Source organism: Pseudalkalibacillus sp. Hm43, assembly GCF_051842935.1.
GTDB lineage: Bacteria > Bacillota > Bacilli > Bacillales > Fictibacillaceae > Pseudalkalibacillus.
In genome coordinates, this window is the sequence record NZ_JBPXRR010000001.1 from 2,854,133 (window position 1) to 2,878,398 (window position 24,266).

At 42.1% G+C, this 24,266-nt stretch carries 19 protein-coding genes; 9 read left to right on the plus strand and 10 right to left on the minus strand.

Annotation, left to right across the window (positions count from 1 at the left end; genetic code table 11):
* Nucleotide 1: 1 nt before the first annotated feature.
* The 7 genes from ACSVDE_RS14855 to ACSVDE_RS14885 all read right to left on the minus strand — a co-directional run bounded on the left by ACSVDE_RS14855 (nt 2) and on the right by ACSVDE_RS14885 (nt 8,040).
* On the minus strand, nt 2–1,189 hold the full coding sequence (locus ACSVDE_RS14855; protein WP_439301647.1) for a M20 metallopeptidase family protein: 1,188 nt from the start codon (nt 1,187–1,189) through the stop codon (nt 2–4).
* 25 nt (nt 1,190–1,214) lie between these two features.
* The gene (locus tag ACSVDE_RS14860; protein WP_439302016.1) at nt 1,215–2,705 is read right to left on the minus strand and encodes an AbgT family transporter; all 1,491 of its coding nucleotides are present in this window, start codon (nt 2,703–2,705) and stop codon (nt 1,215–1,217) included.
* Between the two features lie 567 nt (nt 2,706–3,272).
* Nucleotides 3,273–3,998 carry a hypothetical protein gene (locus ACSVDE_RS14865; protein ID WP_439301648.1) on the minus strand — a complete coding sequence of 242 codons (726 nt, stop codon included), beginning with the start codon at nt 3,996–3,998 and terminating at the stop codon, nt 3,273–3,275.
* 231 nt (nt 3,999–4,229) lie between these two features.
* Complete coding sequence (locus ACSVDE_RS14870) at nt 4,230–5,546, minus strand: hypothetical protein (protein WP_439301649.1); 1,317 nt, start codon at nt 5,544–5,546, stop codon at nt 4,230–4,232.
* Complete coding sequence (locus tag ACSVDE_RS14875) at nt 5,539–6,066, minus strand: sigma-70 family RNA polymerase sigma factor (protein ID WP_439302017.1); 528 nt, start codon at nt 6,064–6,066, stop codon at nt 5,539–5,541. Before ACSVDE_RS14875 ends, ACSVDE_RS14870 begins: the two co-directional genes overlap by 8 nt.
* Before the next feature lie 226 nt (nt 6,067–6,292).
* Entirely contained in the window at nt 6,293–7,759 is a 1,467-nt protein-coding gene (panF, locus tag ACSVDE_RS14880) for a sodium/pantothenate symporter (RefSeq protein ID WP_439301650.1), read from the minus strand.
* Nucleotides 7,756–8,040 (minus strand): YhdT family protein, encoded by a 285-nt coding sequence (locus ACSVDE_RS14885; protein WP_439301651.1) that lies wholly within the window; start codon nt 8,038–8,040, stop codon nt 7,756–7,758. The genes panF and ACSVDE_RS14885 overlap by 4 nt, the downstream gene beginning before the upstream one ends.
* Nucleotides 8,041–8,180: 140 nt before the next feature.
* Here ACSVDE_RS14885 and ACSVDE_RS14890 point away from each other — a divergent pair, with 140 nt between their 5' ends.
* The 5 genes from ACSVDE_RS14890 (at nt 8,181) to ACSVDE_RS14910 (ending at nt 13,394) form a co-directional block, all read left to right on the plus strand.
* Nucleotides 8,181–9,128, plus strand: coding sequence for an LCP family glycopolymer transferase (locus ACSVDE_RS14890; RefSeq protein ID WP_439301652.1), 948 nt, complete (start codon nt 8,181–8,183; stop codon nt 9,126–9,128).
* 518 nt (nt 9,129–9,646) lie between these two features.
* The gene (locus ACSVDE_RS14895; RefSeq protein WP_439301653.1) at nt 9,647–11,161 is read left to right on the plus strand and encodes a cell wall-binding repeat-containing protein; all 1,515 of its coding nucleotides are present in this window, start codon (nt 9,647–9,649) and stop codon (nt 11,159–11,161) included.
* Between the two features lie 210 nt (nt 11,162–11,371).
* Entirely contained in the window at nt 11,372–11,812 is a 441-nt protein-coding gene (locus ACSVDE_RS14900) for a hypothetical protein (RefSeq protein WP_439301654.1), read from the plus strand.
* Between the two features lie 92 nt (nt 11,813–11,904).
* Entirely contained in the window at nt 11,905–12,414 is a 510-nt protein-coding gene (locus ACSVDE_RS14905) for a hypothetical protein (protein WP_439301655.1), read from the plus strand.
* Nucleotides 12,415–12,512: 98 nt separating this feature from the next.
* Nucleotides 12,513–13,394, plus strand: coding sequence for a diacylglycerol/lipid kinase family protein (locus ACSVDE_RS14910; protein WP_439301656.1), 882 nt, complete (start codon nt 12,513–12,515; stop codon nt 13,392–13,394).
* Nucleotides 13,395–13,459: 65 nt separating this feature from the next.
* Here ACSVDE_RS14910 and ACSVDE_RS14915 read toward each other — a convergent pair whose 3' ends face one another.
* A complete protein-coding gene (locus ACSVDE_RS14915; RefSeq protein ID WP_439301657.1) occupies nt 13,460–14,908 on the minus strand; it encodes a phospholipase D family protein in 1,449 nt (482 codons plus the stop codon).
* A gap of 232 nt (nt 14,909–15,140) precedes the next feature.
* Complete coding sequence (locus tag ACSVDE_RS14920; RefSeq protein ID WP_439301658.1) at nt 15,141–18,473, minus strand: 5'-nucleotidase C-terminal domain-containing protein; 3,333 nt, start codon at nt 18,471–18,473, stop codon at nt 15,141–15,143.
* Between the two features lie 260 nt (nt 18,474–18,733).
* On the opposite strand from ACSVDE_RS14920, the gene ACSVDE_RS14925 reads away from it, so the two are divergent.
* From ACSVDE_RS14925 to ACSVDE_RS14935, 3 genes are all read left to right on the plus strand, one after another.
* Complete coding sequence (locus ACSVDE_RS14925; protein WP_439301659.1) at nt 18,734–18,910, plus strand: Spo0E family sporulation regulatory protein-aspartic acid phosphatase; 177 nt, start codon at nt 18,734–18,736, stop codon at nt 18,908–18,910.
* A 105-nt stretch (nt 18,911–19,015) separates the two neighbouring features.
* A complete protein-coding gene (locus ACSVDE_RS14930) occupies nt 19,016–20,587 on the plus strand; it encodes a hypothetical protein (RefSeq protein ID WP_439301660.1) in 1,572 nt (523 codons plus the stop codon).
* A 5-nt stretch (nt 20,588–20,592) separates the two neighbouring features.
* Nucleotides 20,593–21,285: an OmpA/MotB family protein gene (locus tag ACSVDE_RS14935; RefSeq protein WP_439301661.1), complete on the plus strand. Its 693-nt coding sequence runs from the start codon at nt 20,593–20,595 to the stop codon at nt 21,283–21,285.
* Nucleotides 21,286–21,311: 26 nt separating this feature from the next.
* Here the strand turns inward: ACSVDE_RS14935 and ACSVDE_RS14940 are convergent, their stop codons facing one another.
* Nucleotides 21,312–23,330, minus strand: coding sequence for a penicillin-binding transpeptidase domain-containing protein (locus ACSVDE_RS14940; protein ID WP_439301662.1), 2,019 nt, complete (start codon nt 23,328–23,330; stop codon nt 21,312–21,314).
* Nucleotides 23,331–23,464: 134 nt separating this feature from the next.
* Here ACSVDE_RS14940 and ACSVDE_RS14945 point away from each other — a divergent pair, with 134 nt between their 5' ends.
* Nucleotides 23,465–24,262: a GNAT family N-acetyltransferase gene (locus ACSVDE_RS14945; RefSeq protein ID WP_439301663.1), complete on the plus strand. Its 798-nt coding sequence runs from the start codon at nt 23,465–23,467 to the stop codon at nt 24,260–24,262.
* The last annotated feature ends 4 nt before the right edge of the window (nt 24,263–24,266 follow it).

Sequence of the window (24,266 nt, forward strand, 5' to 3'; positions counted from 1 at the left end):
TTCATTTCTCCAACTTTTCCAATGTATCAGTTGCCACTTGTGCCATCATTTCCGCTCCACCAGCAAGTGCGTCTTCATCAAGCTCGAAGTAAGGATCGTGCAACGGTTTTGGTTGGCCGTTCTTCGGCATTGTTCCTAACCAGAAGAACGCTCCCGGATACTTCAGAAGAAACCGGCTGAAATCTTCTCCGCCAAGGGAGGAATTGAGTACTGGAGTTGACTCTTCCCCTAACAGGTTTTGCGCCGTCGCACGGACTTGTTGTGCCCATTCCGGTGTATTGACAGTCGCAGGATAGCCTTCTATATGCTCGATTTCAGCTGAACCGCCCATTCCAGCAGTAACTCCTTCAACTATTTTATTGAATCGCTCTTGTACTCTACTTCGCACTTCTGGATTCAGGGTCCGAATTGTGCCATCGATCGTCACTTTATCAGCGACGACGTTGTAACGATATCCACCTTCAATTTTTCCAACGGTCAATACAGCCGCTTCTAGAGGATCAACGTTCCGACTGACGACTGTCTGTAATTGACTGACCACTGCGGATGCCATCGTAATCGCATCATTCGTTTGGTGTGGCATACTCGCATGTCCGCCTGTCCCATTGATGGTCACGATGAAGCGATCCGATGCACCCATCATCGCACCATCACGGATTCCGATTTGGCCTTTCGGAAGGTCTGGCCATACGTGCTGTCCGAAAATAACGTCTGGTTTGTATTCATCGAAAATACCATCGTCCATCATTGGCTGGGAGCCTCCCGTCGGTGCATTTTCCTCTGCGGGTTGGAAGACTAATAAAATCGTTCCTTTGATGTCTGCTTTTTGTTCGTTCAGGAGTTTTCCAGTCCCGAGGAGCATTGAAGTATGGGCATCGTGTCCACAGGCGTGCATGACGCCCTCCTTTTTCGAAACATAGGATGATTCGGTTTTTTCATGGATCGGCAGCGCGTCAATATCAGCACGGAGAGCGACGACACCTCCTGGTTTACCGCCTTTAATGATGCCGAGTACACCAGTTTTGGCATAACCTTTTTTATATGGGATTCCGTATTCATCAAGCTTTCGTTGGATGAACTGAGAGGTTTCGAATTCCTCTTCGCTCAGTTCCGGATTTTCATGCAGGTGACGGCGCATTGAGATGATCTCTTCCTCCACTCGCTCACCTTGTCTTTTAAAATCAATCATATGATATTACCCCCATGTCTTGTGACTATAGTTTCATGTGGATGCCAGGTCCGATTGGCAATCCAAGTAGATTCCAGATAACGAATAAGATTGTCCAGATTGTCAAGAATACGACCGTGTACGGAAGCATGACAGAAAACAATGTTCCGAATCCTGCTTTCTTGTCATAATCCTTCATAAATGCCAGGATCATCGGTACATATGGGTTCAATGGCGTAATGATGTTTGTAGATGAATCGGCTATACGATACGCCATTTGCGTGAACGCTGGATGATAGTCAAGCAGCGCAAACATCGGAATGAATACTGGCGCCATCAATGCCCATTGAGCTGAACCACTGAAAATTAATAGATTCAGGATGGCTGTCAGGAAGATGAATCCGATGATAACTGGTAATCCTGTCATATTGATGCTTTGTAGGAATTCGGCACCTGAAACGGCAATCCAGACACCGATATTCGTCCAGTCGAAGTAAGCGATGAATTGGGCAGCTGCAAAGATCAGGATGATGAAACCGGACATGTCTTTCATGGATTCACCCATGTACTTCGGCACATCATTTGCCGATTGGATCTTCTTAACTGTAACGCCATACGCAACCGATAATGCTATGAAAAAGAATAGAATAATCGGGACGATTCCATCTAAGAATGGTGACGGGATCAGTCCGCCTTCTTCATTACGAAGTGCTGACCCTGGTAAAAAGATCGCCAATGCGAGTAGTCCTATATAGATTAGGGCAACAATACCAGCATTTCGTAGACCACGGGATTCAATGGGTTGGATTTTTTCAAGCTCTTTTCCATTCGCAGGACCTTCATATTTTCCAAGCTTCGGCTCTACGATTTTTTCCGTTACCCAGGTACCCACTGACATGAGCATCAAAACTGAGAAACACATGAAAATATAGTTATCGACAGGTGTTACAGTGATTCCATCCCCGATGTTTTTGGATACTTCAGTTGAAATACCAGAAAGCAGGGCATCTGTACCTGTAATCAGGAAGTTTGCGGTAAAACCAGCACCAACACCGGCGAAACCAGCAGCTAGTCCTGCAATCGGGTGTCTACCAAGTGTTAGGAAGACCATTGCTGCAATGGGTGGCACAATAATAAATGCTGCGTCGGAGGCCAGATTTCCTAAGATACCCGTTAGGACGATCGCATATGTGACCAGCTTAGGCGGTGCATTGATGATCGTCTTTTTCATGAACGTTTGGATAAGCCCTACTTTTTGGGCAAGTCCAATACCGAGCATCATACCGAGAACGAGTCCGAGTGGTTTGAATTCGGTAAAGTTCGTGAGCATAGATGTGAGAATGTATTTCAGTCCTTCACCGGTCAACAGACTCTTGATGGCGACTGTTTCCCCTGTACCCGGGTGGTCGACCGTCACGTCGAACAGACTGATGACACCGGAAAGGACGATGATTCCAAGTGCTAAGTAAACAAATAGCATGAACGGGTGTGGAAGTTTGTTTCCGAGCACTTCCACCCGATCCAGAAAGCGAAGCATGAACCCTTTGTTAGCGGTTTCATTTTCGTTTGCATGGTTTGGGTTAGTTGACGGCAATGCAATTCCTCCTCTTAAGTTTCAGGACATTGTTACGTGTGCGGGTGATGAATATTAAAGGCTTGAATTATATTTACGGACAATGTCCTTTTTTATTCCGTTAATAAAGAGGATAACGCATATCGAATGTAATTTCTAGTGAATTCAGAAAACTTATCACATGGAAATATTTGATTGTCGTACCATGTACCGATTTTAAACCCTTGGTATGACTGCAGTTGTAATCGGTACCGGGTACACTTCATTTCTGGGATATTTCTTATTGAGTGTGGATATACTGGTTTCTAATATGCTACTTGAGGATGTGTATTCTATGAAAGAAGAAGGAAATCTCTTTACCGGGCTTTTATGGGGTATTTCGCTAAGCGTTCCTCTTTGGATCTCTATCTTTGGATGGGTCAAACTCATTAGCCGAATTGTAAGGTGATGAGGACAAACTAATGTACAACCAATAGAAAAAGCTTAATCAAATTGTGTTTGATTAAGCCCTTTATCCTGAATCATATACGGTTAATATTTAACATCTTCTGAGACCATGATCCATTTTTCATTCATTTGTTTGAATGTTAAGTGTATCGTGTAACTACCATGCATATCGGATGAATTGGACTGACTAAGCTTATATTGCTTATCATCAATTTTTGTCATCGTAAATGGTTGTTGATCCGTAATCCAAGGATTAAGACACATCGGTATGATATAGAGACCATCTTCCTTTTCCTCAAAATACATATTTACATACGGTACAGCTACAGCTTCTGTCGCATAACTACTCACATGACTCACTAATTCTTGTTTCGTATTGAAGTTCTTCACCTTATTATTGCTTTCGTCATAAGGTTGAAGCAGTTCATCCATAAAGGTACGAGCGGTATGGATAAGTTCTTCTTTACTCGGTTCGGCCACTTCTTGGTTCTTAATCTTGTCTTCCTTGGTTTCTGACTTAACCTTTTCTTGTTTCTTAATAACTTTTACTTCTGTTTTCTTTTCTTCTTTTGGTTCATTTTCTACTATTTTTGTTTCTACTTCACCTGTATTCTCTTCAACTACTACTTCTGGATTTTCAAATCTCTTTTCAGCCGAAATTGTTGTGGTATTAATATTTTTTTGTAGCGTATGAACTTGTAACAAATCGTCTTTCGTAGAATGTTCAAGTTTTTCTTGATGGAGATCTACACCCGATCCAATGTTCCATCCCAATGTAAGAATTACGAAACTTAGAAACAATGATTTCAAGAAAATCCCTCCAAAAAATTCCTTATATAAATTAGACGAATCATTAACTTGAAAAGTTTCACTTTTGTTTCAATTGTTACAAAAACATTACAGGGAGTGAAAGGAGCCTATTTAACTTTGATTTTGACTTCGACATTTATTTCAATATGTCAATCAAGCGTTTGATTGAATCCTGTTAGTGGTTGAAAATAGTAGGGTTTCAATTTAAATCAAACGCTTGTTTAAAAAGGTTCATTCATTGGATTCAACGATGATGAATTCTTCCTTATCAGAGTCATAATAACCATCAATCTTTTTACTACCGTCTTTCGTTTTCAAAACTAATCCTAAGCGGTGATCATCGACATATGGTGGATCCAATTCATCTAATTGATCCAGGATATCTGCACCATATTTATGATACTGATCTATGGTCACGAATTCCGAGTCTGCTTTTAACGTCAATCTTACATATTTAAATTCACCAAACATCTCTACATCCTGTACTTCATTTTTGTCTTGATATTGGTCCCCTATTTTTTCATATGCTTTGTATAAATCCTTTACGCTTTCATCCCCGTTATGCTCTTGTCCTTCCCCAAAGTAATCGGAAGGTATGGACAGTGTAAATGTATCGTGTTCTAGTTGTGTATTTAATTTTAACTTTTCCATCTCCATGTCTCTTAAAATTGTACCTTGTTCATCAGAAATTCTAAATTTCAACCAGATACCCGATGGTTCATGCACCCATATATTGAATAGGTGCCCACTTCTCCCTAGCTCCCCTTCAATTACTACGGTATCTAAATTCAAATACTGAGTACGCTCCTTAATTGCCCATTGACTGAAATCTTCTAAATAACTAATCGCTTCATTTTTAGGGAATACATATTCAAAATCCAAGATTTCAGTAGGTAAATATTCAATATTTTTGGTTACACTGAACTCCTTTGTTAGATGGTATAACGAAACAATTTGATTATCTTTATATAGACGTTCCTCATCTAAGCCATCCTTGCTCAGCTCATGGATATAGAAAGCGGGATTGTCTCTAACCCTGGCGGCTAAATGGTAGGTTATGGGGTTCACTGTTCCATTGTGTTGAATTTTATAAGTTGCATTAACCGTTTTGAATACACTTTGATTATTTAGCATCAATTGATATAATTCTTCTTTGCCATTTAGACCTTTCTCAGGTGGAGGTTCTTCATCCACAACTTCTTCCTCATCTATTTTCTTAACAACACTTTCAACTGATTGGTCATCAGAATCTTCGTCATTAGTCGTCGGAGCTTGGTATTGTTCTGATTGTGGCTGCTTTGTGGATGTGGGTTGATTACTCCCTCCCTCTCCCTGTATCACTAAAAAGATAAGGAAGGAACAGATTGATAACAGTGCTACAAGAGCGATGGTTGGTTTAAAAGCAATTCTTTTCCTTTTTTGATGTTTTTGATTGTGAAGTTCATTCAATTTGTTAATAATTTTTTGTTCGCTATCTTTGTTGAAAGGATTTTTGTTGAACAGTGAATTATCAAGATTAGGTTTTAGTTGTTCAAACTCGTCATGCATGAAGAGAGCCTCCTCCCATTTCGTATTTCAATTTCGCTCTCGCCCTTTGCAGTCTTGTCTTCACAGTTGATTCCTTTAAATCTAACAAGCTGGAAATCTCACTAATTTTTAATTCTTCATAATAATGTAGGATAATGACTTCACGATATTTTACTGGAAGTTTTAAAACATTTTGGGATAACTCTTCATTAGTGCCGATCTTGTCATACTCGTCACCACTTTTACGTATGGGGAAAATATTTGATAAAAAAACATTCTTAAAATAAGAGGATCTAAGATAATCCTTACATTGATTCGCAAGGATGCTGTAGAGCCAAGTCTTTAAAGCAGATTCACCATTGAACGTGTGAAAATTTTTATACGCTTTGATAAACGCTTCTTGCACGAGATCTTCAGCCAGCCCCCAATCCTTCACATAGGTGAATGCAAAATTGGTCATTTGCTTACCAATTGTTGCAACTGCCTCATACAACAAATCGACTTCTTCAGCTGAGCAATCCATGCTTTCACTCTGGTTCATATTTGCCAAGGTCCAAACAGCTCCCTCCCCCTTTTTCTAACACTGAGACGTAATTTATGTAGAAAAGGATTCAAAATAATGGAATTACTATAAATATCGTTCGAAGTATATACTCGACAAATCTTTTACATTCTCAATCAAACGTTTGATTAAACGCGAAAGTGCCAGGCACTGTTAGGAAGTCCATGTGTAACAAGGATTCTTAAACAGTGCCTGGCACCATAGGTCAAATGCCCCAGAAGCGTTGGATGATTTGTTGTTGCGTGATGTTGTTTTTTTGCTGGGTTGCGAGACTAGCAATTACATATCCAAAGAAGGATAGGACGATTGGCACCACAACTGTGTGCATGCCTAACAAATTAGGTGCGTTCAGGTGTAAGAGCATGTATGAACCGACTCCGACAATCATCGAAGTGAAGGCTCCGTAGGCGTTTCCTTTTTTCCAATAGAGGCCAAGAACGACCGGCCATATGAAGGCGGCTTCCAACCCTCCAAAGGCAAACAGATTCAACCAGATTAATAGATCCGGCGGGTTTACTGCCATTAGGAATACGAGAATTCCGATAGCAGCTGTCACTGAAATGCTGATTGTTTTGACCTGACGCTGTGAAGCTGTTGGTTTTACATAGTTCACATAAACGTCCTTGATAACAGCTGAACTGACTAGAAGTAGTAATGAATCCACAGTGGACATAACGGCTGCCATTGGTGCTGCAAGGACGATACCAGCAAGCCAGCCGGGCAAGACTTCAAGTGCCACTAGTGGCATTACCTTATCCCCTACTTCTACTCCAGGTATGACGACACGGGCGAACACACCGATCAAATGCATACCAAGCATGATGAAACCTACGACAATCGTTCCGATAATCATCGCTTTGTGCATCGCTTTGGAATCCCGATAGGACATGGCTCTTACCGAGACCTGTGGTAGACCGACGACTCCTATCCCTACTAGTATCCAGAAGGAAGACACAAACAAGGGAGTGAGTGAACGATCTGCTCCGAAAGGGGATACAAGGTCAGGGTTTTCTAAGGTGAGCTCTGTCATGATGTTGGAGAGCCCTCCGCCTGCAATGACTGTTCCGATAAGCAATAGTAATGTTCCGATAAACATGACGATTCCCTGCAGGCTATCAGTTATGGCGACTGCTCGGAATCCCCCTATCACAACATAAACGAGGACAGAAGCCGCAAATATGAAAAGAGCAGTCGTATAAGAGAGTCCTGTAAAGCTTTCAATCAGCCTTGCCCCCCCAACCCATTGTGCTGCCATGGCACTGAAAAGGAAGATGACGATGCTGAATGCGGAAAGGAGTACAACCCATTTGCTTTGGTATCTTTCTTTTAGAAAATCGATCAGTGTAACTGCATTGATTTTACGAGCAACAATGGCAAACTTTTTACCTAAAACGGATAAAGTGAAGTAACCGGTCACGAGTTGCGACATAGCCAGTAGAACCCAACCAAGTCCCAGGTTATAGGCTACGCCAGGTCCTCCCACAAAACTGCTCGCACTACCAAAGGTTGCTACCATCGTTAACGCTAAAACGAACCCGTTGAGCTGGCGGCTTCCAAGGAAGTATTCTTGTAGGAAGTCAGGCGCTTTTTGTATATGTTTAGATGCATAGGTTCCTATTAAAAACACCACCAAGAGAAAACCAAAGAGTGGAATGATGACTTCCCAATTCATTCAGACTCCTCCCTTCGGTCCTCGAATGGCACCTCTGTAAAGTAAAATTTAACCATTACAATGACGAGCAGAGAAAATAAGACGAATCCACCGATACAGCTGTAAAAGAACCACGCAGGAAAGCCAAATATGTATGTATATTCTTCTGGATCCTTTCGCCCTAAACCATACGCGAAAGCAAACCACCAGATGAAATTGAGGATCGCTAATCCAATACCGAATAACGCTTCACGGTTCGCTATACGGAAACGAGGATCCTCTTTGAACCTTTTTTCGTCCATATTGTATCCCTCAAATCAATTTTTGAAGTTTTGTCCTATTTTACCAAACCTAACGTTTAAACTCGATCTTTAAAATGATTTGGTTCAAGCCAAGCTTACTGTATAATTGCATTATAAGACAAAGAGAAGCGAGGCTATTTATGTTGAAAAAGTTTATTTGGGCATTGGTCATCGTAGTTGGGATTGCTGTGATTGGAGTTGCTGGGTATGCCTACTATTTATATGATTCGGTGAAAGATACAGCTGAGAACATTCACGAACCGATTGATCCAGAACGTGAAAAGGCGGTTCCGAAACCGAAAGTAAATGATAAAGAAGCTCCTGAACCCATCTCAATTTTATTGATGGGAGTCGATGAACGTGAAAACGATCAGGGACGTTCAGATACAATGATTGTCATGACTGTAAATCCAAAGGAAGAGTCCATGATCATGTTCAATATCCCGAGGGATACACGTACAGAAATCATAGGGATGGATTTTGACGATAAAATCAATCATGCTTATGCCTTTGGCGGCACGAAAATGGCAGTTGAAACGGTTGAGAACTTCTTGGACATCCCTATCAATTATTACGTTCAAGTGAATATGGAGTCCTTCCAGGATATTGTTGATGCGGTTGGCGGGGTGACCGTTGATAATGGTTTAACTTTTTCATATGGAGGATACTCGTTCCCACAAGGTGAAATTAAGCTGGATTCAGGTAAGGAAGCTCTTGCGTATGTTCGGATGAGAAAGCAAGATCCAAAAGGCGATCTAGGACGTAACGAGCGTCAACGCCAGGTGATCAAGGCCGTCATTGACAAAGGGGCTCGAGCTTCTTCCATTACAAAGTTTGATGATGTGCTGAATGTTATTAGTGAAAATGTAAAAACAAACATCACGTTCTCTGAAATGAAAGATATCCAATCGAATTATAAAGAGGCTAGAAAAGAATTAGAAACGTTTGAAGTGGAAGCTCAAGAAACTTATATTAATGAAATCTTCTATTACATCGTTCCAGAGGAAGAGCGTAATAAAATCAGCGATAGATTAAAAGAACATTTGAATATTAAAAGTACCGCTTCTGAAAGTGATGAAGCAGCTTAAAGAAAAGCATTCATAACAAAAGACTCGTTGATGACGAGTCTTTTTTCTATACATAATAAAATATTGATGCCAAGAACGATAAAAAAATACCAATGAGGAATATAAATACAGTGTGGAAAAGGCATTTGAACATAAATATTTGTTTAGAAAAAAATGCGAAATAAAATGTACTACCTATACTGATGGCCAACCATAAATAATATAAAAACTCATTAACAAAGCCCCAGGCAAATAATAGAGCAAAGAAAATAGTGATAAACGTATTTATTAAAAATGAACTAATCATAACGATAAGATCCAATACCTTAATATCCCACACCTTTAAAGCCCCCTAGACACACTGTCTATCCTTATTTTACCACAAAGAACCCTTCTTCCTATTCGGGATACTTATCATTACACTTTATTATCAAAATATAAAATTTTTGTTTCATTTTCATTAAAAACATAGTTTGAGTTTTGGGTATATATGGGAAATGTTCTGTAATAAAACTTTTAGGAGGGGTACTATCTTTGGGTTGAAAAACAAGGGACTTTTTCTGGTTGTCATAGGTTTAGCACTGTTGTTGATATTAACGATACCAAAATCCGCCTCAGCTATACATATGGATCGGATTTCAGGTGAAAACAGATATGAGACTGCCGTAGAAATTTCTCAAAACGGATGGCCTGATGGCTCAAACACGGTAGTTCTCGCAAGGGGATATGAATTCCCTGATGCGATTGCTGGAGCACCCCTTGCTTATCAAGAAGATGCTCCAATATTATTGACAGATAATGATTATTTAACACAGGTCACAAAAGATGAGATTGAGCGATTAGAAGCGAATCGAGTGATTTTACTCGGTGGAGAAGCAGCACTTTCCTCTAGAATTGAATCTGAATTAAACTCAATGGGTCTTGAAACCAAGCGTATATCAGGTAAAAATCGATACGAAACGTCTGTAGAGATTGCTAGAGAACTAGGTTCAAGTGATACTGCAGTAGTGGCTTATGGAGGTAATTATCCTGATGCCCTTTCCGCAGCACCTTACGCAGCTAGACAAGGATTCCCAATCTTGTTAACAAGAACGAATGAAATTCCGTCTGCAGTAAATCAATTTAAAGATCGGTTTAATAAGTCCTATATTCTAGGTGGTCATGGCGTTATTTCAGAAAGCGTTGCAAACGATTTCAATGGAGCTGAAAGATTAGCTGGTGGAGATCGTTTTGAAACATCGAAAGAAATTCTAGAAGTCTTCCAAATGGGAGATGCGGACGAAGCGTATGTAGCAACGGGGTATGATTTTGCAGACGCCTTGACTGGCTCCATTTTAGCGGCGAAAACAAATGACCCGATTCTTTTAGCAGAAAAAAATTATGTACCGAACCCTACGAAATTGTATGTTGATGACAGAGGGCTAAATAACTTTACTGTATTCGGTGGATACAATGCTATTGATCAGTATGTTGATACAGAGCTTGCAAATCCAATTCAATTACTACTTGTTAATAAAAGAAGAAATATCCCTGCAAGTTACGAGCCAGAGAGATTAGTAGAACCAAATGTACGCTTCTCTCCGAATGTTTCAGAGAATGACAATAAGCGTTTGATGAACTCAATTGCAGAAGGACATTTAGAACGTTTATTTGATGCAGCCTGGAACGATGGTATGGAATTATATGCTCAATCAGGTTATCGCTCATATGAACGTCAACAAGAAATTCACCGCTATTACACTCGAGAATATGGTGAAGACTATGCCGATCGTGTAAGTGCAGAACCTGGGCACAGTGAACATCAAACTGGACTTGCAATGGACGTGACGAGTCCTGCAGTTAATTATCAGTTGGTTGAAGAGTTTGGTGATACGGAAGAAGGCCGTTGGGTTGAACGGAATGCACATCGATTCGGATTTATTATCCGTTACCCTGAGGGTGAAGAAGATGTAACAGGCTACAAGTATGAACCATGGCACTTACGTTATGTGGGTGAATCAGTAGCTCGTTATATGAAAGCCAACAACAAGGTCTTGGAAGAATACTTGAGATAGATTCATGTAATATTTATAGAAGATGCTACAAACTACATGCTTATAGCATCTTCTATTTTTTTACCAGGGTCAAGTGTACTAATTAACTAAAAATGATAAATAGACTAATGTTCCTGTTTTACAATTTATTACATATTATGTATTTACTTGGGATATTTTGTTGTGTAACTTTATTCTAGATAAAAAAAATTAATCTAGAGGTGAAGAAAAATGAAAAACTGGTTCAAGTTCATTACTGTTTTTGCTTTGACTGTAATGGTCATCGCAACTGTTACACCAACTTATGCAAGCGCATATTCAAAAACTACAACACCGAGTACTGTTACTAAAATTAAAGCCCCTGCACCTATTAAGGGTCCAAGTCCCGGAAAAGAAGCTGAGCCTCAAATTTGGGTTTCTATTGGTAAAAAAGCCGTCGTCCTAGCTGTTCGTCATGGGGGATTCGCACTAAGTAATTTAATAAAGAAAATTCCTTATCGGTGGGCACAGAGTTCAAGTAAATCGATAGCAAAATACGGAAATAAAGCCGCAAATGTCATTGAAGAAATTAACAATTTTACTGAGACAGGAGTAACTTTAGGACTAGTTAAAGCTGGTATTCCACCATCAGATGCTAGGAACATCGCTAAATTTGTTTGTTTTTTCTTATAAATGAAATAGTATACTTATATGTAAATATGATTTGGAGAGAGTGGACTTAGCCTTATTGGTTGTCTACTCTCTTTCAATATCGGAGGATTACTATGGAACTCTTCATAACAGCAATGATTATATTCTTTATTATACTCCCATTATTTTTTATCTTTATTTACAAATCTGAAAGAAAAGAAAATAATAATGTGAGAATACCGATGACAATATTTGTTTCAAGTATTCTCTCTTTGATTATTACCATCACTATTACGGCATTAATTGTGGTTGTTACTGGATCTGCAAGCTTGGTTTCTTCGTTATTCAAGATAGATATCTCTAAAACAGAGCTTATCATAATGGGTGTGGCTCTAGTTCTTTCTAATCTCACAGTAGATAATGTTATAATAACTATCTTAAAATATTTTGTAGGAGATAATCAATTCTATAGTTTAGTAGGATTATTTCTTTACCGTATGTTTCTGCTCTCACTTATATGTATTTTAATGTCAATTAGTTTAGAATTTACAGTACTTATATCAACTAGTGTACCTTCAATACTATTACTCTTTGAATATCTAGTACCAAAAATGATTGATACTAAAGGAAAACAAAACCTCTAAATATTTATTACCCTTCAAACTTCATTAAGATTGACTAGGTCCATTAAGGGGTATATTTGTGGTGTGTGTAAATGTGGTATCGTGAGGTGATTAATGTAATGAAGAAGGCCATGATTATTGTAAACCCGTCTTCTGGTAAGGAAGAGGCTGAGGCTAATCAGCATAAAGTTGAGGAAGTGCTTCGGAATAAAGGTTATGATGTCATTGTTAAGCTGACAAAGAAACAGCTCGATGCAATGGAGTTTGCAAGAACTTCTTGTGAAGAAGCATTTGATGTGGTTGTTTCCATGGGTGGGGATGGGACGTTGAACGAAACGGTCAATGGTTTGGCGGATCAAAAGCATTGTCCAAAGTTCGGGATCATCCCGATGGGTACGGTGAACGATTTCGCGCGGGCTTTACACATCCCTACGAAATTTGAAGATGCATTAGGATTGATCCAGCAAGGCGAAACACGTGCTGTCGATATCGGGAAAGTGAATGATGGTTACTTTATGAATATTGCAGCGGTTGGAGCTATCGCAGAAGCTACATATGAGGTATCACCGAAACAGAAAACGATGCTCGGACCACTTGCATATATGTTGGAAGGCCTTAAAACGCTGAGCTCTAAAAAAGCATATGATATCCACCTCAAACATGATCACGGTGAATGGAAAGGCGATGCATTGCTTGTTTTAGCGGCGTTGACAAATTCAGTTGGAGGCTTTGAAAAGCTTGCACCCGATGCGGAGGTGGATGACGGGAAGCTGAAGTGCCTCGTAGTGCACGATATTGCATTACCAAAGTTCATCAAGATCGTGACTGAGTTGATTAGAGGAAAGCATGTGGAAGACGATGAAGTCGAGTACATCAGCACTTCACGGTTAGAGATTTCGTCTAGCGAGAAACTGCACTCCAATATTGATGGAGAAGAAGGAGACTTGCTTCCACTAAAGATCGAGATTTTACCGAGACATTTAGATATTTACGTTCCTTGACTTTGTCGTACATGTTGAAAAGTCCTTCATCGATTTTGATGAAGGACTTTTTTTATGGTGTTTTATTAGTATGTTGTGAGTCGCAGGAACTTCTGCACCGCATAAACCCCTCTTTGCAGGAAGGTGAGCGTACCTGTATATTCATTAAAATCGACGGTGTACTTTCCTCCGTCGTTCGTCCAAAGTCGTTCGAAGTATGCGTCTACCTCTTGCACCACTTCAGAATCGTTCGGTCCCTGAATTTGCAGGTCCGCTTCGAGGTTGAAGGCTTCCAAGTTCCGCTTCGTGTAGTTAGCAGAGCCTGCGATGATGGTGGATTCCTTTTTACCCTTTATATAGAGCATTTTCGTGTGATACTGCTCCATGGTCGTGTTGTACCATCTGACGTCGACCTTGCCCCCTGAATCCTCTACCATTTCGGTTGCTACAGGGATGTTTGGTAGACCGGTTTTCTTGTTACCGAATGCCACCTGGTTGGGGTCGAGTATGATTTGCACATCCACTCCTCGTTTTGATGCTTTGATGAGTGGTTCAATTACCGATCGGTCAGCAATGTAGAACATACCGAGGCGGATTTTCTGTCCGGGCAACGTTTTCTCAATCGCTTCAACGATATGCTTGTGCGCTTTCCCCTCTGTAAAATATTGCAGTTTGTACTGGCCTTCATTAGGATTGGCGTCCGGTTTCGGTTCGTATTTTGGAAGTTCAACGCCCTCTTCTGACATGTTCACTGCTGCTTGCTCCGCTTGGATGATTTCTTGTATGATCGGTCCTTTGATTTCAAATGCAACATTTCCATGATAACCGGATGCGTCATGTGGGTTTGCGGTTGATACCAGCGCCGTTTTGTCTGTCGCGACAATCTTACGATGGTTCGCTTTTACATTTAAAAGTTTCAAGTACGATCGAGCTGTCAATTCTGGAGCTGTGCTCGCAAACGGATTCATGATCCAGCCGTCACCCTTCTGACCGAACCATTGGAAAAACATCCGCCATGCACCGGAGTATAGCGGTGTGGAATCACGCAGTCGATTCAAATTCGTGTAAACAACTTCTACCCCATGGTCCTCAAGCGTGGATAACAATTTAGATTCATAAGATCGGTAACCAGTATTGATTTCGTCTGAGATGAAGACAACCTTGATGTCTGGGTTCTGCTTTTTCTTTTCGATGATCGCTTCAGCCAGATTCTCACTGATGGGTGGGAACTCTTTTTTCTTGTCATGGTAGCCGTTGAACATGAACATGTCGATCACGATGAACTCTTCCGCTTCGGAAATGATTTCATTGATTCGATTGAAAATGTTGAGCTCATGATTCAACTGATCGCCTTTTTTATAGGTCAGATCATAATAGAACTTCACGTCATCTACCTGATAGACTTCACTTTCGTAAGAAATCCCCTCTGGAAGGGGCTTGTACGTATGATAAATCATCGTCACTATGTAAATTAGAAGGAGAGCCCAAACTAAGCTCCATACCACTGTTTTCTTCTTAAACTGAATCTTTTTCAACGACAACTCCCCATTTCTATATCTATTGGTTGATCTAAACAGTATCTATTAAACCTATTTATTCCCCAAAATCAAGCTCGCGACACTTACTTGGTGCCAGGTACCAAAATTCCTCCCTACTCTCCCAACGGTTTCAAAATGGTACCTGGTACCGAATAGCGTCCTTACTCTCCCATGGGGTCAAAAAAAGTGCCAGGCACCCTCTACTGTGGGTTGCCTGGCACTTCAATGATTAGTCTTCTTCTAGGATGTCTTCGATTGTTTCAATTAATTCTTCAGCTAGTTCAGAGTCGATATGTTTTCCGCTCTTCTTCTCGATCCAGCTTTGGAGTTTTTCAAGTTTCTTAATTTGTTTTTCTACATTTTGTTCGTTTTCGATAGAGTCGATTTTAGAGAGCATGGATTGGGAGATTCCGTGGTTCTTGAACTTCCCTTCCTCTGCTCCTTCTTCAATCACTTCGCGAAGTTCTTCCAAATTTTCACCCATATCGGAATCGTCCTCTTCTTCCCCAAAGTAGAATGTTTGGATGACTTCTTTGTTGAAGTTTTGGTCGATGGATCGGATGTCGACTTGGTGTCTTTCATCGTCATCGTATCGTTCTTCTGAGAACGTGAGTGTGTTTCCTTCGAGTACCTTCCATTCACCGTTGTTTACTCGGTAAACGGTTTTTAATACTCCTACACCCTCGCCGTCTGTCGCTTCAACCATGTACGTGACGTTTTCATCATCGTCATCGTCTTCACCATTGCCAGTTTGACGAGTCACAGTCGTAGTTGGGGCAACGTAATCGCTACTGATTCGTCCGTCAGGATAGGCTTCGATCGGTTCTCCAAAGCTCTCGATGTAATCCACTGTTGCATCCAAGTCCGTTGGTCCTTGAACCGGGTTTGCTCCAAGTTCATCCAGGCGGTAACGGTCTGTTCCGTGTGGATACATGTAACTGTTCACGACGACCGTATACGTTGCTGCTGGATCGACTTCTGTGCCATCTGGCAAGTACAGATCAACGACTTCGTTCGTCTCTTCATTCCATGTGTAACGGAATCCTGCAATACTCAAGTCTGGTCCGTATGTTGGATGGAATTGTGTGTTCAATACGTGGCGTACATCTTCACCGGTGAGCTCAATTTTTACCAACGTATTGCCGAATGGCTGGATGTTGTACAGCTCACCCCAAGTGATTTCTCCTGCATCGAGGTCGTCACGAATTCCTCCGCCGTTCATTAATGCAAAGTCGGCACTCATTTCTGTGCGCATGCCTTCTGCAATTAGGTTTCCGAGTGCATTGTCCCCGACGAGACCTTTTTCAGAGTATCCGCCTTCAATTGCAATCGCTGCTTCTCCAACGACTTCACTCAGCTTAGGTCCGACGATGTCTAGGTACTCATCAAGTTGAGCTGTTACTTCAGCGTCTGGTGTTACGCCGTTTTGTACAACGTCTACGATTTCAGCTGATTTTTTTACAATATCATGCGTGACTGGGTCGATTTCAAGATCAACATCAGAGAACGCCATGCCGTATTCCCAAGATTGAACGATCAGCTTGTTATCAACAACAGTGTTCACTTTTACATGGTTATGCCCTGCAAAAATGACGTCTACTGCGTCGTTGATGTTATTCGCAAGCTCTGCCGCTTCGCCTGTCGCGACATCACCATTCATATCAACCGGTTCATGTGCGAGGACAACGATCGCTTCAACGCCTTGTGCCTGCAATTCAGGTACGTATTGATTCACCGCTTCTGCTTCATCTGTAAAACGGACATTCTGAATGCCATCCGGGATGACCATGCTCGGCGTGTCTTCCGTCACCACTCCGATAAAACCGATCTTCGTGCCGCCGATTTCAAAAATTTTATACGGATCAAGGACATTCTCGCCTGTATCTTTATACTCGACATTCGCTCCTAAAAGCGGGAAGTCCATTCCATCGTAGTCTGCAAGTCCGTCTGGATGCGTTCCACCGTTCACGAGGCGAAGCATTTCATCGACACCTTCGTCAAACTCGTGGTTTCCAGCAACTCCAACGTCAAAGCCGACCGCTTCCATTAGCTCAACTGTTGGCTCGTCCTGTAAAAGCGCGGACACCGGAGAGCTTGCGCCGACCATGTCTCCAGCATGTACGGTCAACGTGTTCGGGTTCGTCGCTTCGCGTTCTTTCAAGTAAGTAGCTAAGTAATCGATGCGTCCATAGGATTGGTCTCCATCGCGCTTCGTTACATCAATTTTTCCATGTAAGTCGTTAAGTCCGAGCAATTGTACCTTAATCAGATCTCCTGTACCGCTGTCACTCTTCGTATAGCCTGCATCAATGGCATCTTGCTCTTCAAAGAAAAAGACACGGTTCTCGATCGGGATGTCCTCCCATTTTTCAGGAGCGACATATTCTTTTGTAAAATAGTCGCCGACGAACTTGTCCGGTCCGCCACGTTTATTGAAACGGAACTCGTAAGGTAATTCGGCAATTGGATTGGCTGGGTCCCACATCCCGCTGCCGTTTTCAATCGCTTCTTTCGCAGCTGCATGATATGCTTCAAAATGCTTCAGGTTCGGGTAGATGAAGTAAGGGACTGCGCGCCCGAGACGAACCATTTCCTTGTTCACGTCCATCTCGCCCTTGTGGATGTGACCGAGCAAGCGGCCGTAGTCATCTAAAGGCTGTTCGCCGACTTCAACCGTAATCTTTGTACCAGCTGGGAGCAGACGCTGCAGTTCTTCTGTCGCGGCTTCTGCATGATAGCCTTGGGACTCACCGTTGTAATTCGTTTCTGGCGTATCAATGGAAAGCATTCGGATTTTCGTAGATCCTAAGATTGGATCGGTTACATGGACCGTATCTCCATCAACGACGCGGTCGATTGTCGCTTCATAAGATTCTTTCGGTTTTGGTGCTGGTGGTTGTGGCTCTACCAGCTTGAAGTCTTCCATTTTTCTCGGTAAAAGTTGATAGTCATTGTACTGGCCGACGATCGCCGTCACGTCGTACCACTTGCCTTCTTGGAGAGATGCAACATCGATGCCAGTTGCCGTTTCCACTCGGAGCGTTACACCTTGTAAACTATCATCGATGAATGAAATATTGTAGCCGCTTCCTGCCGTGTTACTAGGAATGGACTGGATATAGCCTCTCACGTTTACAAGAGAGCCTTCTAGCGGCTCCGCTTGATCCGTGTAAAGCGTTTCGAGATTCGTAGCTTGTGGTGCAGGAAGCGCATTTCCGCTGGAAAGGATTTCAACTGTACCAGGTACGATCTCTGTTAAACCGTTATATGTTTTAATTTCACCTGTAACCTGGATTTGTTGACCTTCTTGTAAATCTACTAGATTTTCATTGAAAGAAAATACGTTAATTCCTGCTGTCTCGTCTTGTATGTATGCCGATAGATTGCTGCCTGTAAAATCAGCTGTCACAATGCCTTCAACCGTGACGGTCTGTCCTGTCATGATCTTTGCGTCAGAGATCGACGTTGTAGCCGCTTGCGCCATTCCAGCTGGAAGCAACGCGACCAACATCGCAATTACAACCATAAAGGTTGTACACTTTTTCATGAGCAAATGATGCATATGATAAACCTCCCATTAATAGTTTTGGAAACACCATTTCTCACTTTACTAGACTTTCATTAAGTTGAAATGTATTTTTTGTAAATATCTGAAAAAACCATCCCTGCTTACCATAAATAGGTCTGACAACCATGTTTGATGTCTTATATCCATAATTTAGATAAATAGGCCCATTTGGCTAATTTACTATTTACAACGAATCAACATTATTGTAAAATTATTCCTACGAGATTGATAGATGTCTGATTACGGAGGCTCTCATGAACAAAATCCTATCTAGTAGAATTGAAGAAAAAGATGAAGTTTATTCGCTGCAAAAGTTGATGTATGAATATAGTAAAAAGATTGATAGTTACTCCGATCCGATGATTGTCCAGATCAGTCAGCAGCTTGATGAAAAGCTGAATATGATCCAAAAAACAAAACTTAAAAATTGATGTACAAGCTCATTGTTATTTTAGCAATGGGTTTTTTTATTTGTGGGCAAGTTCCCTGGTTGTCTTTCATAGACTGTGAGTAGACATGTCAAGGGGGAATGCAGCTTGGAAAACGTCACGATTATTGTCATGTGCATCATCGGTTTCATTACGATGTTCGGTGTAATAGGAAATATGCAAGCTCGTCTAAAAATGGCGGACTGGTTAAAAGAGCTTGGCCATATGGATGCCGCTTCACTCCAGTCTGGACGGAGCTCGAAGTGGATGAACGATGCGATCGAGGAATACCGCACGTATCACCTCTCCGGCGTAGCGAATGTAAACAGCCCGGTCCTTGTGGAAAAACACTTGATGAAGCAGCCAATTCGGGTGATGGGGCTACTCAGAGTACCAACGGGCAATATCATCCGCCTCATCCATGGACTCCCCTCTCTTGCCATCATCGTCGGGGTGCTCGGTACGTTCGTCGGTTTGACGATTGCGATCATGGCGATGCAGGATACGCTCGTGAATATCGGGAATCAGCCCGGTGGTTCGAATTTGTCCGTTTCATCCATCGTAACCGCGATTTCTGAACCGTTTAGAGGGATGAGCATCGCATTTGTGACGAGTATCGCGGGAATCGGCAGCTCCCTCTGTTTATCCCTCGTTCAGTCAGGTTTTCTGACAGGCGGAACGTCACTCGCTTATCTTCAAGACCGGGTCATTTCGGAAGCAGAAGGTGTGCTGGATCATGTCGTCCAGGAGCAATTGCAGAACGAAAAGCCGAAGGACTCTCTTGAACGGTTGCTGGACCGCCTTGTGACGAAGGTTCAGGAAAGCTTCCAGGAAAGTATCGGAGATTTTAGCACGAAGATGGTCGGTTTCACTGCGGGACTCGAGGGTGCAATGGAAGATGTGAAAGGCATCCTGTCCGCACAGCGGGATCACACCGAACAGTTTAAAAACAGTACGGATGTGCTCGTGCAGTTCGGCGATCGTTTTTCCGATACGATTGTAAAGCTAGAAACCGTCCAGCATTCCGTCGATAAAGGGCTGGGAAAGCTCGGTGAACATGTTTCCGGCTTTGAAAAGCAGTACAAACGAACAAGTGAACAGCTGGACCAGGGGCAAAAGCGGATGGAACAGGTCATGAAGCATTCCGACCGGATGATCGAGGAGTCGCAAAAGAAAACCGAAGAACTCGGACGCTCGTTGATCGGCGGTGTAGAGACAGTCCTTTCCAGGTATGAAACGAAACAGGAGGATTTTGAGCGGCGGATGGCGCAGCAGAACGACGAGTGGTTTTACCGGTATCAGGATAAAACGGAGCAATACGGTCGCGCCAATGACACATTTGCCGCTTCCGTTCAGCATTTAGAAAAGGCTTGGTACTCGACGATTGAAACGTTTAAGCGTGATTTCATCGATCAGCTTGGACATATGTTTGAGCGTGAACGTAATTCCCGGCATGATAACGGAAGAGATCAGGAAATGCGTGAGCTCATCCGTGCGCTCGATTCGGTGTATCAGAATCTTTCCCGTGAGTTCAAACAGACGCATCAATATTTCGGGGATGTCTATCATGTGTTGCAGCGGTTGCTTGATGCGACCGTTCAATCAGCCAATGCACGCTATGACCGTGATGGCTATGATCAGCCACGTCGGATCACGATTCATGATTCGAATCAACGGTGATCGCCATGCGAAAAAGGAGATGGAACAACGAAGAAGAAGGTGTCCAGGGTTACTTTTGGCCGTCATTCACCGATATGATGGCGATGATGGTGCTCGTTATGCTGTTCATAGCAATCATCGCTTACATCCAAAGCATCTACAACGCATATGAGCAGACGGAAGTACGGCATGAATTGGCGAAGGTGGCTGATGTGAAGCAACACATATCAGACTTGATTGAAAAGCGTTTAGAAGAGAACGTCGGGAAGGATAAGATCATTCGGGGACCGAACAATACGATTTCCGTTGAGGGGAACATATTATTCGATACGGGAAGTGCGGAGATCAGTGCGTCCGGAAAAAAGGTGCTTGCTCAGCTGTCGGATGCCCTGGTGCAGATCATCGACGAGCAAGAGCTGAGCCGCTACTTGTACATTATTCTGATCGAGGGACACACCGACTCCGTCCCTTATGACAACTGGTCCCTGTCGACAGAGCGGGCTGTTTCCGTTGTAAAATACATGCAAGAAGCGAATCCGAAGTTCAAGGATCCGAAGTATGCGCAATATGTTGCTGCTACTGGGTATTCCGAATATAAGCCGATTGAAGAAGGAAGTTCAGATGCCTCACTTCAGAAAAACCGACGCATCTCCTTCCAGATCATTTTGGATGATGAAAAGTGGCAAAGTAAGCTGAAAGGGATTGTTAATGAATATTAGAGAGGCTGCCAGGAGCAGCCTCTTCTTTATTGGTTTGGATATAAACTTTGGAATACCTCTTTCACTTTTGGTGTTACATAATGGCTTCCTCTTCGATCCTTCACATCTTCAATCATCATTGACACAAGTAGGGATGGATTCTCCGTATTCCAGGCAACGAACCAACCGTTTTCCTTCCCTTTTTCTTCTTTTGATGCTTTCAGTTCTGCCGTTCCAGTTTTACCAGCTAAACGCAGTCCATTAATCTTTGCCTCTGGAGCTGTACCGTTCGGACTTTCAATCACTTGTATTAAGTCATTTGTGATTCTATTTGCCGTCTCTTCGCTGATGACATTTTCTTTCCACGTTTGTTTTTCTGTTTCTTTGAACAGACTTGGTTTTAACAAAGAACCCTTCGTCACAATCGGTGTATAGCTGAGTCCCAGATGCAAGGCACTCATCTCGACCTGCCCTTGACCATAACTGGAATCAACGAGCTGTATTTCATTTTTGATACCATCCTCATTCGCAATTTGGGAGGCTGGAATCGGATAAGGAAACGGAATTTTTTCATCAAAGCCAAAGTTCTTCGTTTCTTGTAAAAAGGCTTCTTCTCCAATATCGAGCACCGACATTGCAAAATAAATATTGTCAGAGCGAACGAGCGCATCTTGCAGGTTCACAGCTGTATCAGGGCTATCCACTCTTGTGACATAATAGTTACCCCACGAATCCTTCTTCCATTGGTTGTTTGCGGGAATTGCTTTTTCTTCAGCAGGATCAATCGCTCCGGTTTTTAACCCGATTGCAGCAGTGACCGGCTTAAAGGCAGACCCTGGCGCATAGGTTTTGGTGAACCGGTTCGTTAATGGTTTGAGTGGGTTCTTTTCCAGTTTCGAATATTTTTCAGTAGAAATCCCATTTACGAAATCATTCGGGTCGAAAGCTGGTGTACTGACTAATGCAAGCACCTCACCCGTTGTTGGATTGATGGCTGAAGCTGTTCCGGCATCCTTATTCATCTGGTGGAATAATACGGATTGGACCGACACATCAATTGTGAGGGTAAAGTCTTTCCCGTCAACAGGTTCTTTTTTGGCAAGTAGATCTTGGCGGACATTTTCTTGATCTACAATGAAAATTTCCGCTCCTACTTCACCACGTAATTCCTTTTCAAGGACTTGTTCAAGTCCTCTTCTTCCAATCCAATCGTTTGCAGTATAGCCCTCGTTCTGTTTCTTTTCCAAATCGGCTGCTGTCACTTTTCCGATGTAGCCGGTCAGGTGAGCTGCTGCTCCTTTATATGGATAAACTCTACCTTCTTTTTCAACAAACTTGGTTCCATTAAGCGGTCGGATTGCGTCTATTTTTGCACGGTCGTCATTAGGGATTTTCTTGAGTGGAACAAATGAATCTTCTTTCACCCAAGATTGCTCAAGCTTTGCGTTGATTTCCTCGACAGGCATTTCAAGTAATTCAGATAGCCTTTTCTTTACTTCCACTCTATCCTCTTTCATCCAGCCTGGAACTAGACCGACTTCCTGTACAATTCCATTGATTGCAAGTCCTTCTCCGTTGGTATCATAGATTTCTCCGCGCACTGGCTTCTGTATTTCAAGAGAGAGTTTATCTTCTTCTTTCATACCCGGGTATATCATGGAGGTATCCCATTTTATTCCCCAGTGGTCATTATCTTCTTCTTTTTCGAATGCTAATGTTGTCTTGTGATTGATTTCAAGAAGTCCTGCGATCGTATTCATTTTTACATTAAAGTCGAACTGAGGTGTGTCTTCCTCTTCGTAGTCTTGCTCTTCTTCAGGGAGCTTATATGTAACCTTCAAGTTCTCGGCTTTAATATCCTCATATATTTTGGTATAGCGTTCAACGAAATCTGCTTCCGTTATGTTCTTTTGCGATTCATCTGTTAAGAGACTGTACATTTTCTTAAAGTCTTGCTGCTCCCAAGCTTTCATGTATCTTTCAAATGTCGTTTCAGGTTTCGGTTTTTCAGAACATGCCGTTAAGAGTAAAATTAGTCCGATAAAAATAATGGTTTTTCGTATCATATTGTTCTCCTTTCTGTACATGGTTGAAGGAATCCTTTGATTGAGATGGAATAATGAGTAAAAGCGACCTTATTCAGATAGACGTTCGTTTTCTGAAAAAGTTTCGCTAATGTTGATGTATATGAGGTGCACCTATGATGAATGTACAACTTTGGAAATATGTCCGCGGAGTCATGTGGGATTATGAACATATCCCGGAATCTGTTGAATTTGTAGAACGTGATGATCTTCTCATGTATAAGACGGAAGGGTCCTCAAGTATCTTATCGAACAAAGTGGCGAAATTTGAAGCTGAATCGACGGAAGAAGTTGCAGCTTTGTTGGATGAAGTGCTTCAGTTTTACGATGGAAAGCCTTTTTCATGGTGGATTGGGCCTGATTCGAAGCCTGAAAGTCTTGAAGAGTTGCTTTTGGAACGCGGTCTGACATACGAAGATACTTATTATGGACTGATCTTACCAATAAAAGATGACCTTAAACCTAAGCCTATCCCCTACCAAGTTCGGGTAGTGGAAACGGTGGAAGATGTTCAGCACTATGTGGATGTCAGTGCAGAAGTTTGGGGACATGATGATGCTACGAAAGAACATTTGGTGAAGCAACGGTATGGTTATTTAAAGACTGAAAACAAACGGGGAGGTTTCCTGATTGCTATGCATGGGGACAAACCTGTTGGATATGCCGGGTATCGGTTCAGCTCAGATGGCGTAGCAATGTATTTGGCCGGGACAGGTGTTTTACCGGAGTACAGGAAGCAAGGTATTTATCATTCGCTTTTAACAAAGAGAATGGAGCTTGCCGCACAAAACGGTTCTAAGTATATCGTTACCCAGGCTCGGAAGGATAACTCTGAACCGATTTTACGAAAGTTAGGGTTTGAAGAGATCGGGAGTTATGAAGTATATAAGAAGACAAATAAAGCTGACTCATAATTTT

Excerpts from the sequence above, each read along its gene's own strand:
- ACSVDE_RS14940 (WP_439301662.1), bottom strand. The coding sequence starts at position 23,330 with ATGATACGAAAAACCATTATTTTTATCGGACTAATTTTACTCTTAACG.
- ACSVDE_RS14875 (WP_439302017.1), bottom strand. The coding sequence starts at position 6,066 with ATGAACCAGAGTGAAAGCATGGATTGCTCAGCTGAAGAAGTCGATTTG.
- ACSVDE_RS14910 (WP_439301656.1), top strand. The coding sequence starts at position 12,513 with ATGAAGAAGGCCATGATTATTGTAAACCCGTCTTCTGGTAAGGAAGAG.
- ACSVDE_RS14935 (WP_439301661.1), top strand. The coding sequence starts at position 20,593 with ATGCGAAAAAGGAGATGGAACAACGAAGAAGAAGGTGTCCAGGGTTAC.
- ACSVDE_RS14945 (WP_439301663.1), top strand. The coding sequence starts at position 23,465 with ATGATGAATGTACAACTTTGGAAATATGTCCGCGGAGTCATGTGGGAT.
- ACSVDE_RS14920 (WP_439301658.1), bottom strand. The coding sequence starts at position 18,473 with ATGCATCATTTGCTCATGAAAAAGTGTACAACCTTTATGGTTGTAATT.
- ACSVDE_RS14925 (WP_439301659.1), top strand. The coding sequence starts at position 18,734 with ATGAACAAAATCCTATCTAGTAGAATTGAAGAAAAAGATGAAGTTTAT.
- ACSVDE_RS14855 (WP_439301647.1), bottom strand. The coding sequence starts at position 1,189 with ATGATTGATTTTAAAAGACAAGGTGAGCGAGTGGAGGAAGAGATCATC.
- ACSVDE_RS14900 (WP_439301654.1), top strand. The coding sequence starts at position 11,372 with ATGAAAAACTGGTTCAAGTTCATTACTGTTTTTGCTTTGACTGTAATG.
- panF (WP_439301650.1), bottom strand. The coding sequence starts at position 7,759 with ATGAATTGGGAAGTCATCATTCCACTCTTTGGTTTTCTCTTGGTGGTG.
- ACSVDE_RS14905 (WP_439301655.1), top strand. The coding sequence starts at position 11,905 with ATGGAACTCTTCATAACAGCAATGATTATATTCTTTATTATACTCCCA.
- ACSVDE_RS14885 (WP_439301651.1), bottom strand. The coding sequence starts at position 8,040 with ATGGACGAAAAAAGGTTCAAAGAGGATCCTCGTTTCCGTATAGCGAAC.
- ACSVDE_RS14890 (WP_439301652.1), top strand. The coding sequence starts at position 8,181 with ATGTTGAAAAAGTTTATTTGGGCATTGGTCATCGTAGTTGGGATTGCT.
- ACSVDE_RS14860 (WP_439302016.1), bottom strand. The coding sequence starts at position 2,705 with ATGCTTCGCTTTCTGGATCGGGTGGAAGTGCTCGGAAACAAACTTCCA.
- ACSVDE_RS14870 (WP_439301649.1), bottom strand. The coding sequence starts at position 5,546 with ATGCATGACGAGTTTGAACAACTAAAACCTAATCTTGATAATTCACTG.